This is a genomic window from Binatus sp. (SeqCode), from assembly GCF_036522015.1.
In the GTDB taxonomy this organism is placed as follows: Bacteria; Desulfobacterota; Binatia; order Binatales; family Binataceae; genus Binatus.
On sequence record NZ_DATDGQ010000065.1, the window covers coordinates 1 to 13,196 of the forward strand.

Consider the following 13,196-nt stretch of genomic DNA (forward strand, 5'->3'; position numbering starts at 1 on the left):
TCTTCGATCGCCTGCTTGAGCGAGGACAGTTCAGCGGCGGTCCACTCGGCAGGCCAGTCAACCGGCGCCATCTTCTGACCGGCTGCGAACCAATGCTCAGCCTTTTGCACGTTCCGGGGGCTGCCTTGTCCGTTCAGGTACATCACGACCGGATAGGGCCACGTCTTTTGACCTTCGAAGCACTGGAGCGCTTTTGAAAAATCCGACGGGCCGCTGAAGCCGAAGTAGGAGTCGTAGCACTCACCACCCGGGAACTGCACCAGATAGCACTTCAAATCAGTGGGATAATCTTGTCCGAATCGGCAATCGGCGTGGGCCAGCCCACGGCCCAGGCTCTGCGCGAAGAGAGTTCCAGCGAACAGCCAAATGAGCACGAGCCGAAAAAGATGCGTGTTGCTTTGCACGATCGACGGTCAGAATTTTCCCATCGGCGAAGGAACGTTGGCAAACGGCAATCAAGACTCGCGGTTCTCGCGCTGAAAGAGCGCGAGTTCCTGGATCAGGCGGTAGAAGCCGATGAAGACGCCGAGCAGGAACATCACGAGCGTCAGCCACGGGTCGGTGTGGAAATAGAGATCGAGATAGTGGCCAAGAATCGCGCCAGCGATCATCGGCCATGCGAACTCGAAGCCAATCGCGGCGAAACGCATCATCCTGCCAGTGCTCAGAGCCATTCTTTTCAGTACCTACCCGTAGTGAGGTCTTGCAGGGATTCAGCGGCGGCGGCGATCGTGCGGTCGATATCGGCGTTGGTGTGCGCCGTAGAAAGGAACATGGCTTCGAACTGGGAGGGTGGGATATTTATGCCGTGATCGATCATGCCATGGAAAAATCTGGCGAACTTCGCGGAGTCGGACGTGCGAGCTTCGTCAGCATCGCGCACCTGATTTGGGCCGAGGAACATCGTAAGCAGGGAGCCGGATCGATTGACGCATCCAGGCTGTCCTGTTTTTTTCAGAGCGTCGCGAAGGCCGGCTTCGAGGCGCGCGCCCGCGGCGTCGAGCGCGGCATATGGTTTGTTTTCCTTGAGGATGCGAAGTGTTTCAAGACCTGCGCGAACAGAAAGCGGATTTCCCGACAGCGTCCCTGCCTGGTACACCGGACCGACCGGCGCGAGCAGGTCCATGATCTTCGCCGGCCCGGCGACGGCACCGACCGGCATCCCGCCGCCGATTATTTTTCCGAGCATAATGAGGTCGGGAGCGATGCCCATACTTTCGGCAACCGAGCCGAAGCAGAGTCGAAACCCGGATATAACTTCGTCACAGATCAGCAACGCGCCGTTGCTGTGCGCGATTTCGGCGAGCGCCTTCAGCGAGCCGGGGTCGGGATTGACGACGCCCATGTTGGCGGCGACCGGTTCGATGATCACGGCGGCGATTTTCTCAGGCGCGGCGCGGAATAAAACTTCGACTGTCTCAATCGCGTTATATCGTGCAACCATCGTCATCGCGGCGAGCGCCGATGGAACGCCGCCGCTGTCGGGTTGACCAAGAGTCATCCCGCCTGAACCGGCGCGCACCAGCATCGAGTCGCTGTGACCGTGATAGCAACCGTCAAACTTGATTATGTTCGGGCGCCCGGTGGCGGCGCGCGCGATCCTAAGCGCGGTGAGTCCTGCTTCCGTTCCCGAGCTGACGAGTCGCACTTTTTGCGCGCATTCGATCGCCGACGAGATCAATTCCGCGAGTTCGACCTCGAGCCGGGTCGGCGCGCCAAAGCCCAAACCGAGTCGTGCCTGCTCAGCAATGGCTTGAATGACGCGCGGATGAGCATGTCCGAGAATCGCAGGGCCGTAGGAGCAAACGTAGTCGAGAAAAGTGTTACCGTCGGCGTCGATTAGAGTTGCGCCGCTGCCATTTTCGATGAAGATGGGCGCGGCGCCGACGGCCTTCCACGCGCGGACCGGAGAATTCACCGCACCAGGAATCTTAACAGTGGCGCGGTTGAAGAGTTCATCTGATTTTTTTCTTGAGGTCACCGCGATTCCTTGAAGAATTCAGAGCGATCGAAAATATTTTTTCGATTGGGAAGCAAAATTTGATCGCGCGCGGTCATCGTGAGAGAAAATCGCGACTCGAGGCAAAAAATTGAAATAGCGCACGATGGCTTCCAGAGCAGATCCGAGCGATCGCGAGATCGATGCGAAATTTCGTGCGCATCGCGCGCGATCGCTCGTGCGCGAAATTTCCTTTTCAATCCGCGCGTATAGCGACGAAAATTTTTGCGCGCTTGTCCTCATCGCGAAATAAGTTTATCACGTTCTCTTGGCCGCACACTTCGTACTTGCAAGAACCAATTCTCCACTGACAGGTTCGTCCCGCGGCACGTGAGCTATGCCTTTGAAGCGCGTGTATATCGCTCGTATTCTCAACGAAAATTCCAGGCATAACAGAACCGATCTTAACCCGGACAAGTTGATAGTCCGGCGCGTCGTGCCGTCAAATTGTTGGTTGTAACGAAGGAAATACCGCTTATCCACAGGTGTGGATAAGACTGTGCGTAATTCGCGCCGGATTCAACGTCGGCGCGCTAATTCGGGAGCGTGATTTGGCTTCCGGTTTGGTCAGGGGGAGACGATATGAACGGATTGTGGCAACGTGCGGGTGACCGCATGCGGGATGAGCTCGGGCAGGTTGGATATGAGACCTGGATCGGGCCGCTTAATTTTGTCGCTCATCAAGGATCGACCGTAACCGTCGCAGCGCCCAATCGATTTTTTCGCGATTGGATCAACGATCGCTACATGAGCCTGATGCGATCGGCACTGTCGGCAGAAGCTGGCGGTGAAATCGAGGTGCGGCTGACGCTCGGCGAGAATGCGGCCGTCGCGCCGTCGCACCAACGCCCAGTCAATGGTCATGCCAACGGCAATGGCCATACAAATGGCAATGGTCACGCAAACGGGAACGGCTATGCAAACGGCAACGGCAAGGTGGCCGCTGCGAATCGCGCGCCGACGGCGGCCGCGCCGCGTGGAGATCGGCATCCGACCCTGAACGCCCGCTACAGTTTCGCGGAGTTCGTGGTGGGATCGGCCAATCAGTTCGCGCATGCCGCGGCGCAGGCGGTGGCCAACCAGCCGGGCGAGAAATACAACCCGCTCTTCATCTATGGCGGAGTCGGCCTCGGCAAGACTCACCTGGTGACCGCGATCGGACACCATATATATGCGAGTGGCGAGCGGCCGAAGAAGGTGCTGTTCATGCCGGCCGAGATTTTCATGAACGAGCTGATCGGTTCGTTGCGGCGCGACAAGATGAACGAATTTCGCGAAAAGTTTCGCCGGGTCGATACCTTGATCCTCGACGATGTGCAGTTCCTGGCGGGCCGCGAGCGCACGCAGGAGGAATTCTTCCACACTTTCAACGCGCTGCACGCCGAGCGGCATCAGATCATCCTGACCTCGGACAAGATTCCGCGCGAAATTCCCGGGCTTGAAGAGCGGCTGCGCAACCGGTTCGAGATGGGATTGATTGCGGATATCGCGCCGCCTGACCTCGAGACGCGGGTGGCAATAGTGCAGAAGAAGGCGGTGCTCGAAAACCTGCGGCTGGCGCCCGAGGTCGCGATGTATATAGCGCAGAGCGTTTCGTCGAACGTTCGCGAGCTCGAGGGATGCCTGACGCGGCTGGCGGCGCTGGCTTCGTTCGACGGATCGGCAATCACCGTGGAGTTCGCGAAGAATGCGCTGCAGGACCTGGTTCGAAATTCCGACGCTAAGCCGGACATCGACTCGATCCAGAAGACAGTTTCCGATTTTTTCCATATCCGGCTGACGGATTTGAAGTCGAAGAAGCGCACCCAGCACATCGCGTTTTGCCGGCAGGTCGCGATGTATCTGTGCCGCAAGCTGACCGACAGTTCGTTTCCCACCATCGGCGAACACTTCGGGCGCGATCATTCGACGGTGATTCACGCCTACAACCTGATCATGCGACGCGTCACCAGTGATTCGGCTTTTCGGCTCTCGATCGAGAAAATCGAGCGCGAGCTTAAATCGATTCGCGCAAATGCGGCGTGAGAATCGATGTGGAGGAGGCTGTGGAGGATGTGCGCATAAGGTTAGAGCTATCGACAGGGCCGGTGCGCGGAAGGCCGGCCCTGTCGAGTAGCCGCGTTTCCGCCGACAGCTTTTCAGCGATCGATCGGCCTTCGTTTTCGCGCATTTGCAAGATCACTCCACAAATCCACAACTCCTACTATTACTGCTATTCTTTTTTAGAGATCTAAAGATCCGGAATAGGAAGACGGGCTAACAATTCATGGGACTCGCAATCGAGCGCGCTTCGCTGCTTAGCGGTTTGGGACTGGTCCAGGGCATCGTCGAACGGCGCACGACGGTTCCGATACTTGGCCACGTTCTGCTCGAACCAAACGGAAATGCGCTGACGCTCAGCGCGACTGACCTCGAAGTCGGAATCCGCACCCAGGTCGCGTGTTCCGGCAAGGAAAAGAGCCTGACGCTCAATGCGCGCAAGCTTTTCGAAATCGTGCGCGAGACCGAAGGCGACGAAGTCGCGCTGACCTCGCTGGACGGCGATTGGGTCGAGCTGAAATGCGGCCGGGCGAAGTTCAAAATGATGGGCCTCGACCCGCGTAGCTTCCCCGCGATGCCGAGTCAGAGCACCGGCAAGGATGCGGGCGCCGCGAAAAAACAGCTCAAGGCCGAACTGGCAATTCCGGCCACGGTGCTGGCCCAGATGATCGACAAAACGATCTTCGCGGTCAGTCCCGATGAAGCCCGCTACAACCTGAGCGGAGTGTTCGTCGAGTCCAACGCGCCCGGAGCGGTTAGGATGGTCGCGACCGACGGGCATCGCCTGGCGATGATCGAGCGCGAAGTACCGGGATTCGCGATGCCGACCGGCGCGATCATCCCGCGAAAGGGTCTCGCGGAACTGCGCAAGATTCTGGATGTCGGCACCGAACCCGAAGTGCGCTTAAGCCTCGAAGGCCAGCTCGCATACCTGAAGCGCGGCGCAACCGAAGTCTCGATGCGCCTGGTCGAGGGCGAATTCCCCGACTACCGCGGTGTAATCCCCAAGCAGTCCAAGTACAAGATCACCGTCAAGCGCGATCTGCTGTTCGCAGCAATCAAGCGCGCGGCGATTTTCTCGAGCGAGCGATACCACGGCGTCAAGTTCGCGCTATCGGCCGGGACGCTGACGGTTTCATCGACGAGTCCCGAAACCGGAGAAGCCAGCGAATCGCTCGACGTCGATTTCAAGAGCGAAGAATTCGCGATCGGATTCAACGCGTCGTACGTGCAGCAGGCACTCGGGGTGATTCCGCAGGGTGCGGATTCCACGGTCGAACTTGGACTCAGCGACGACGTGAGTCCGGGCGTAATCAGAACGGAGACGGATCAGCAGTACACATACGTCGTCATGCCGATGCGATTGTAAGGGCGCGGACGCGAATTCACTCCCGGCTTGCAATGAATCCTTTAGTGGCGCGGGCCGCCGTGCCCGCGGCTGAATTCGCCAATGCGAACAATCCGAATCGACTGCAAGTACCAGCCAAGCGAAGGCCATCAGGGCAATAGCACACCAGGATTGGATCGCGGGCACGGCGGCCCGCGCCACTCTATCCCGCCCGCCCCCCTCAAAGAATCGGCGCGACCTCTCCTGCGGGGAGAGGTAAATCAGTTGCCGAGCCGGACCAGCACCACCTTATTTCGGAAATTGTAGTCGGTCTCCCACGGATATGATGCCTCACTGAGCTCAATCGTCGTCGGAGTGTCGAGTTTCGGCATGTCGCGGCGGCGGACGATCATCCATTTTGCGTCGCCCTTTGCGATAGCCTCCCGCAAATCCTGCTTCTCATCGAACTCGGGAAGCGGCTTTGGGGGATTGAGATAAAACAGCGGTCCCTCGGTCTTGAACAGGACGAGATGGTCGGTCGAGCCGCCGATTTTGTTCAGCACCGCGTAGCCGAATGACTTTTCGCCGCGGTATGCCTCCGCCGCGGGCATCGCGAAGATATATATGTAGGCCATCACGAGGTACGCGATGGTGCCTATCGAAATCGCGACACGATATGGGCTGAATCCGCGAATCGAGTAGATGACTGCGGCGACCGATACGATCCATAACACGATGAAGGCCGACCTGGCGGGCAAGTCCGGGAGCGCGTCGTAGGGACTCGGTAGAATCGCCCAGGCGGGGACCAGCAGCACGATGCCGGCGACGGCGGCGAATGCAACGAGTGCGTAGCCGATTGTCAGCAGGCGCCGGGCGAAGGTCGAGCGTAGTTCGCCGGGATACGCGAGCGTTCGGGCGACCAGCATCGCCGCGGCGGGGAGAATCGGCAGGATGTAGTAGCTGCGGCGCGAGCCCGAGAGCGTGAAAAATATGAACGTCGCCCAGAAATATACCAGCGCGAATCGATCTGCGCGGGCAGGCTCGGCGTTGGCGTGACGGAGGCTGTGCGTTTCGACCAGGGCCGCGGGCAAGAGCGCTGACCACGGCGCCATCAGGCCGAAGATGACGTAGACATATAAGTAGATGGGTCCGCGATGGTCGAACGGATGGAAAAACCGGACTACGTTCTCGCGATAGACCATCGCGAGGCCCTTTTGCGTGCCCATCATGCGCGCCGAGACTTCGAACGGGATGTAGTACACCAGCCCACCCAGCGCGACGCCGATGACCGTGTACCAATTGAAGAACCATCGATTGCGTTCGACGAGTTTCCGCATGCGGTCAGCCATCGAGCCGCGGGCAATCTCCTGAAACAATTGTGACCAGCCGTCGCGCAGGCATGAGTAGGCGCCGATCATCAGCAGCGGCAGCGCGAATCCGAGCAGTCCCTTGGTGAGTGAGGTCGCTGCCATGATCAACCACAGGCCGACGACCCAGAGTCCGTCGCCGCGCTGTTCGTTGTGATTGAAGAGCAGCAGTGCGGCGAGTTCACCGGCAATGGTCTCGACGTCGGCGCTCGCGTCGCGCGAAAAGAATACGAAGCTGAAGCTGGTGGCGAGAATGACGCCGGAGAGTATCGCCGTGCGAGCGTCGTAGAGGCGTCGCGTGAGCAGCATGAGCAGCGCCACTGCGAGGAGTCCCGCGATTGCGCATGGCAGGCGCGTAGCAGCCTCGTTGAGGCCGCCTGTGAAGGCTGTCGAAAAAATTACGAGCCAGTACGAGCCGAGCGGCTTGTCGTAGTAAACGTGGCCGTTGATCGTCGGCCAGAAATAGTTGTGCGTTACGATCATCTCGCGCGCAATCTCGGCCCATCGGAATTCCGACGACCACAGCGCTCGCGCGCCGAGGCGGGCGAAGAACAGAATCGCGGCGAGTATGAGGACGCATCCGGCGCGCAGACGGAATCGCGGATCGTCACCCGCGGATTGCTGCATCGTGGCGGATTCACGCGGTACGGAAGCGAAGGCCATAGCAGCGAATTGTAACTGGCGCACTCATTGCTCTGCCATACGGCGATTCGACCGGAATGACAGAGCATCGGGAGGCAGATAGTATGATGCTAGATTCATGAGCCAGGCGAAGAATCCCGAGAGTCGCGTCGGCCGCAAGCCGAATCGGTTGATCAACGAACAAAGCCCGTACCTGCGGCAGCATGCGTACAATCCAGTGGATTGGTACGCGTGGGGTCCGGACGCGCTCGAGCGTGCGAAGGCCGAGAACAAGCCGATCATGCTGTCGATCGGCTACTCGGCCTGTCATTGGTGCCACGTGATGGAGCGCGAGTCGTTCGAGAACGATGCGATCGCGCGGCTGATCAACGAGAACTTCATTCCGATCAAAGTCGATCGCGAGGAGCGGCCCGACCTCGATCAGATTTACATGGACGCGGTGCAGCTGATCACCGGGCGCGGCGGATGGCCGTTGACGATGTTTCTCGCGCCGGATGGGCGGCCGTTTTTCGGCGGGACGTACTATCCGCCGGAGGATCGGCAGGGGATGCCCGGCTTTCCACGAATACTCGCGGCGGTGTCGCAGGCGTATCGCGACAAGGCGAAGGAAGTCACCAACAATCTCGAGAAGCTGACCGAAGCGCTTGGCGCGATTACCAATTACATTCCGAGCGGCGACGACTTGAAGCCCGGGCTGGCGGCGGAATCGGCGCGCGCGCTCGCGTCGCACTACGACAGCATCAACGGCGGACTGGGGCAGGCGCCGAAATTTCCCAACACGTTCGTGTTCTCGCTGTTTCTTCGCGTGCATGCGGCCGACGGCGACGCGTCGATGGCCGAGATGGTTCGGCACACGCTGTCGAAGATGGCGCGCGGCGGCATCTACGACCAGGTCGGCGGCGGATTCCATCGCTACAGCGTCGACGAGCGATGGCTGGTGCCGCACTTCGAAAAAATGCTCTACGACAACGCGCTGCTGGCGCGCTTGTACCTTGACGCGGGGCGTGCGCTGAATGAGCCGGAGTTTCTCGGTGTTGCGCGCGAAGTTTTCGACTACGTTCTGCGCGAGATGACGAGTCCTGAGGGCGGCTTTTACGCAGCGCAGGATGCGGACAGCGAGGGCGAGGAAGGAAAGTTCTTCGTATGGACGCCGGAGCAGGTCGACGCCGTCGTTGGTCCCGAGCTCGGCGCGATAGCGGAGCGCTATTTCGATATTTCGATCGAAGGCAATTTCGAGGACGCGAACATTCCCCATCGCACGATCGAGCTGGCCGACGCCGCGCGGATGTTCAAGATCACGGAAGATGAGATGGCGTCGAAGATTCGCGAGATTCGCACCAAACTATTCGCGGCGCGCGAACAAAGGGTGAAGCCGGGACGCGACGAAAAAATCCTGGTGGCGTGGAACGCGATGATGATCGGTGCATTCGCAGAGGGATATCGCGCGCTGCATGAGCGGCGGTATCTCGAAGCGGCGGAGCGCGCGGCCGATTTTATCATGACATCGATGTGGAACGGTCGCGCGCTGACGCGGTCGTTCAAAGACGGCGTCGCGCGGCACAACGCCTACCTCGAAGACTATGCGCAGTTGGCGGGCGCGATGCTCGACGTGTACGAAGCGTCACTCGACGCGAAATATCTGGCGCATGCGCGGACGCTGGCCGAGGTAATCCTCGAGCGGTTTATCGACCAGGAAAAAGGCGGCTTCTATTTCACGTCGGACGATCACGAAGCGCTGATCATGCGCTCCAAGGCGGCGTTCGACGGCTCGACGCCGTCGGGCAACAGCGCGGCGGCGATGGCGCTGCTCAGACTGCACGGCTACACCGGCGAGGAGCGCTACCGCGTCGCGGCGGAGCGGACGCTCAAGTTGTTTCGCGAATTTATCGAGAAGCAGCCGTTTGGATTTTCGCACATGCTCGAAGCGGTGGACCTTTACCAGCGCGGGCCGACCGAGGTGGTGATTGTGGGCGACCACAATTCGTCCGAAGTGCTCGAATGGATCGAGCGACTCGGCCTCATCTATGTTCCGAATCTCGCGATCTTTGTCGCGGATCCGGCCGCCGCTCAAACCGGATTCATCCCGGAGCAGGTCCGCGACAAACGGCAGATCGCCGGTCACGTCACCGGATACGTCTGCCGCGAGCATACCTGCACGCCGCCGATTACGGCGTTCAAGGATCTGCAAAAGGAGCTGACCGACTAGCTCCCGGCGATGCATCGCAACGCGCTCGACCTTACCGCGGCCGCCGCAAAGCTGACGCCGCCTTTTCCGCAGATCGTCGTGAATCGCGACGCGCGACGGCCGGAGTCGCGGCTGCGAGTCGTGCTGCTCAACGCCGCCGGCGGCCGGAGGTTCCGCGAAATCGTGGCGTGTCTGAAGCGTCCGCCGCTGCGCGACGCCGATGTGATTCTGCTATGCGAGGTGAATGCGGGAACGAAGCCGTCGGCAGGCCGCGACGTTGCCGCGGAAATGGCCGCGATGCTCGAGATGAGTTGCGCGTACATTCCCGAGTTCGGCGTCACGAATCCGAGCGGAGAAATCGTCCTCTACATGGGCAATGCGATCCTGAGCACTGCGCCGTTTGACGACGTGGTCGCCGTGCCGATGCACAATCCGCGCACGCCGCGCATATTCAGCCCCGAGCGGCGACAGTCGCGGGTGGGCACGCCGACGGGAATCGTCGCAAGAATCAACGTCGGCGGTGGAGAATTGACCGTCGGCCTCGCGCATCTGCACAGCCGATGCATCCCTGCCGAGCGCGCGCGCCAAATGGCGACTTACGTGGAGTCGTTTCCCGCGGCGGGCCGTGCGGTTTTCGGCGGCGACCTGAATACTACAACCACCGAGCTGTCGAGCGGGTCTAATATGCTGGCGACGGCGCGGCAAATGATCACGAATCCGGGCCGGTTCCGCGCGCCCCAGGCATACGAACCCCTGTTTGAAGTCCTGCGAGATTGTGGGCTCGAGATCGACGGCGTCAATGTTCCGAATCGCCCGACCTTCACTTTTTCCGGACTGATTCCGCGATCGATGAGGCCGAAACTTGATTGGCTCGCAGTCCGCGATTTGCACCCGGTGGCGGGTACGGCGGCGGTCGTCCCGCCGCGGACTCCGCTGATGCGCCGCGTCTCCGACCACGATTTCGTGACTGTCGATCTCGAACTGTAACGCGCGATCGTACAAATCCTTCCGCATCGCGATGTGACCTGACTAGAATTGCGCGGCTCGCAATTAAGGAGGCGCTCGCGATGGCATCGTTCAACGGACTCGGCATGCACATGGGTAATCTCGCGATTCTTTCGAATGCGGAGAGCCGCTCGATATGTCCCGAAAATCCGACCGGCGAAAAGGGCAAGGGCGCGATGGCGGTCCCTGACCCGGCGAAAAGTCCGGCGCGGAAGCTGGGCCGTGGATGGAAAGTTGCGCCGTATGTCATCCTCGAGCCGGGCGAAGTAAAAGTGCTGGCCGACGTCTCGGGGCCGGGCGCGATCGCGCAAATCTGGATGACGCCGACGGGGGCGTGGCGCTCGAGCATCCTGCGGATTTACTGGGACGGGTCGCCGGAGCCGTCGGTGGAATGTCCAGTCGGCGATTTTTTCGCGTGCGGATGGAACAAGTATGCGCAGGTTTCGTCGCTGGCGGTTTGCGTGAATCCCGGCAGCGCGTTCAATTGCTATTGGGAAATGCCATTTCGCAAGCGATGCCTGATTACTATGACCAATACTGCGGACTCGGCAATGATACTATTCTATCAAATCAACTATGTACTCACTGAAGTACCTAGTGATGCGGCCTACTTCCACGCGCAGTTCCGGCGCGTCAATCCGCTGCCGTACAAAGAGGTATTCACGATAGTCGACGGCGTCGTCGGGCGCGGCCAATACGTCGGTACCTACATGGCGTGGGGAGTTCACAACAGCGGATGGTGGGGCGAGGGCGAGATAAAGTTTTTCATCGACGGCGACGCCGAGTTTCCGACGATCTGCGGCACCGGCACCGAGGATTACTTCTGCGGTTCGTACAATTTTGACGTAGGCAAGGAGCACGGCGGGTATCGCGAGTTCACGACGCCGTACGCGGGATTGCCGCAAGTGATTAGGCCCGACGGGCTGTACGCGTCGCAACAAAGATTCGGAATGTACCGCTGGCATATAGCGGATCCAGTGAGATTCACGCGCGACCTTCGGGTAACTATCCAGGCGCTCGGGTGGATGGGCGATCCGCGCAAGGGCGCTGAGTTCCTGCCGCTGCAGGACGACATCGCGTCGGTGGCGTACTGGTATCAGACCCTGCCGTCGGCGAAATTCCCGCCGCTGCCGTCACCGGACTATCTGCGGATCGTGTAGGGCGTCTCATGCAATCTCTGGCGGAGGTGCGATTGCGCCGCGCGCTCGTTCATAGGAAGCGGCCACACGTATTATTTCGGGCTCTCCGAACGGGCGGCCGACTATCTGCATTGCAATAGGTAGTCCGTCAGGCGACAGGCTAGTAGGAATAGCTATCGCAGGTTGGCCGGTCGTATTGAATGGCTGCGTGAAGCGCAGAATCGCGGCGACGACATCCACTCGATCTTCGCGCGCTTCCAGGATGTGAGTAGTGCCGATTTTGGGCGCGGCGATAGAGCTGGCGGGCGCGACCAGCACGTCGTGATTGGACAGCACGGCGATCGACTCGGCCAGCGTGCGCGCGCGAGCGCGCTGTGCGCGGATGTAGCTGGTGGCGGGCGTCATCATGCCTATCTCGAGGATGCGGCGGACGTCGTCGCCGTAGTCCTGCGGCCGCGTACGCATCCATTCTTCGTGAATCTCGAGCGCCTCGGCCCATGTGATGATGCCGTTCATAACTCCGGCCATCGGCAGCGAGGGGATCGACACATGATCGACGGTCGCGCCGAGCGATCGCAGCGTCTCGAGCGCGGTGTTGAACGAGCGCGCGACGTCGTCGCTCAGCCCGTCGTTCAGTTCGCGAATCACGCCGACGCGCATACCGGTGATTTCGCTGTCGAGGCCGGCTGAGAAATCGGGAACGCGCTCGCGGCTCGAGGTGGAATCGTTGCGATCGGCGCCAGCGATTACCTGGAGCATCATGGCGGCGTCGCGAACTGTGCGCGTGATCGGGCCGACGTGATCGAGCGTGTATGCCAGCGGCAAAACCCCGTAGCGGCTGACGCGGCTCCAGGTCGGCTTCAGCCCGACGCATCCGCAAAGCGCGGCGGGAATCCGAATCGAGCCGCCGGTATCGGTGCCGATGGTGGCGGCAGCGCTGCGCGCGACGATCGCAGCGGCTGAGCCGCCGCTGGAGCCACCGGGAATTCGATCGAGCGCATAAGGATTGCGGACGATACCATAGTGCGGATTCGACGACGTGATGCCATAAGCGAACTCGTGCAGATTGAGTTTGCCGAGCAGCACGGCGCCCGCGCGATTGAGGCGGGTCCACACCGTCGCGTCATGATCGGGCTTGAAGTCGGCGAGAATCTTCGAGCCGCCGGTGGTGCGAATGCCCTTGGTGTACACCAGGTCCTTGAGCGCAATCGGGACGCCGTGGAATGGCCCGCGCCATTTTCCGGCGGCGATTTCGGCTTCGGCTTTTTTCGCCGCCTTGCGCGCGAGCGTATCGGTAACCGTGATGTAGGCGCGAAGCTGTCCGTCAGTCTGCTCAATTCGGCCGAGGTACGCCTCGGTCAACTCGACTGGCGAGATTTCCCGCGCGCGCAGCTTTGTCGCGAGAGTAGCAACGTCGAAGTCGAGTAGTTCACGAAATGGAGTCGACATGGAATAAATTCCCGGAGTGAGTAATGAAGTAGTATTACGATCT

General features: G+C 60.3%; 10 protein-coding genes. 5 read left to right on the top strand and 5 right to left on the bottom strand.

The genetic code is table 11. The annotated features are described in order from the left end of the window. From VIW95_RS02820 to hemL, 3 genes are all read right to left on the bottom strand, one after another. On the bottom strand, positions 1-404 hold a 404-nt coding region (locus VIW95_RS02820; protein ID WP_331583822.1), incomplete at its 3' end, for a hypothetical protein. Positions 405-455: 51 nt separating this feature from the next. Further along, entirely contained in the window at positions 456-674 is a 219-nt protein-coding gene (locus tag VIW95_RS02825) for an AtpZ/AtpI family protein (protein ID WP_331583824.1), read from the bottom strand. Between the two features lie 5 nt (positions 675-679). Beyond that, the gene (gene hemL, locus VIW95_RS02830) at positions 680-1,981 is read right to left on the bottom strand and encodes a glutamate-1-semialdehyde 2,1-aminomutase (RefSeq protein WP_331583826.1); all 1,302 of its coding nucleotides are present in this window, start codon (positions 1,979-1,981) and stop codon (positions 680-682) included. Positions 1,982-2,581: 600 nt separating this feature from the next. Between hemL and dnaA the strand changes: the two genes are divergently transcribed. After that, positions 2,582-4,024 (top strand): chromosomal replication initiator protein DnaA, encoded by a 1,443-nt coding sequence (dnaA, locus tag VIW95_RS02835; RefSeq protein ID WP_331583828.1) that lies wholly within the window; start codon positions 2,582-2,584, stop codon positions 4,022-4,024. Between the two features lie 241 nt (positions 4,025-4,265). Further along, positions 4,266-5,408, top strand: coding sequence for a DNA polymerase III subunit beta (gene dnaN / locus VIW95_RS02840; RefSeq protein ID WP_331583830.1), 1,143 nt, complete (start codon positions 4,266-4,268; stop codon positions 5,406-5,408). Positions 5,409-5,647: 239 nt separating this feature from the next. Here the strand turns inward: dnaN and VIW95_RS02845 are convergent, their stop codons facing one another. Next, positions 5,648-7,396: an ArnT family glycosyltransferase gene (locus VIW95_RS02845; RefSeq protein ID WP_331583832.1), complete on the bottom strand. Its 1,749-nt coding sequence runs from the start codon at positions 7,394-7,396 to the stop codon at positions 5,648-5,650. Positions 7,397-7,493: 97 nt separating this feature from the next. On the opposite strand from VIW95_RS02845, the gene VIW95_RS02850 reads away from it, so the two are divergent. The 3 genes from VIW95_RS02850 to VIW95_RS02860 all read left to right on the top strand — a co-directional run bounded on the left by VIW95_RS02850 (position 7,494) and on the right by VIW95_RS02860 (position 11,725). After that, positions 7,494-9,581, top strand: coding sequence for a thioredoxin domain-containing protein (locus VIW95_RS02850; protein WP_331583834.1), 2,088 nt, complete (start codon positions 7,494-7,496; stop codon positions 9,579-9,581). Between the two features lie 9 nt (positions 9,582-9,590). Beyond that, complete coding sequence (locus tag VIW95_RS02855) at positions 9,591-10,547, top strand: endonuclease/exonuclease/phosphatase family protein (RefSeq protein WP_331583836.1); 957 nt, start codon at positions 9,591-9,593, stop codon at positions 10,545-10,547. An 80-nt stretch (positions 10,548-10,627) separates the two neighbouring features. Next, on the top strand, positions 10,628-11,725 hold the full coding sequence (locus VIW95_RS02860; protein ID WP_331583838.1) for a glycoside hydrolase family 172 protein: 1,098 nt from the start codon (positions 10,628-10,630) through the stop codon (positions 11,723-11,725). Positions 11,726-11,731: 6 nt separating this feature from the next. Here the strand turns inward: VIW95_RS02860 and VIW95_RS02865 are convergent. Next, on the bottom strand, positions 11,732-13,196 hold a 1,465-nt coding region (locus tag VIW95_RS02865), incomplete at its 5' end, for an amidase (RefSeq protein ID WP_331583840.1).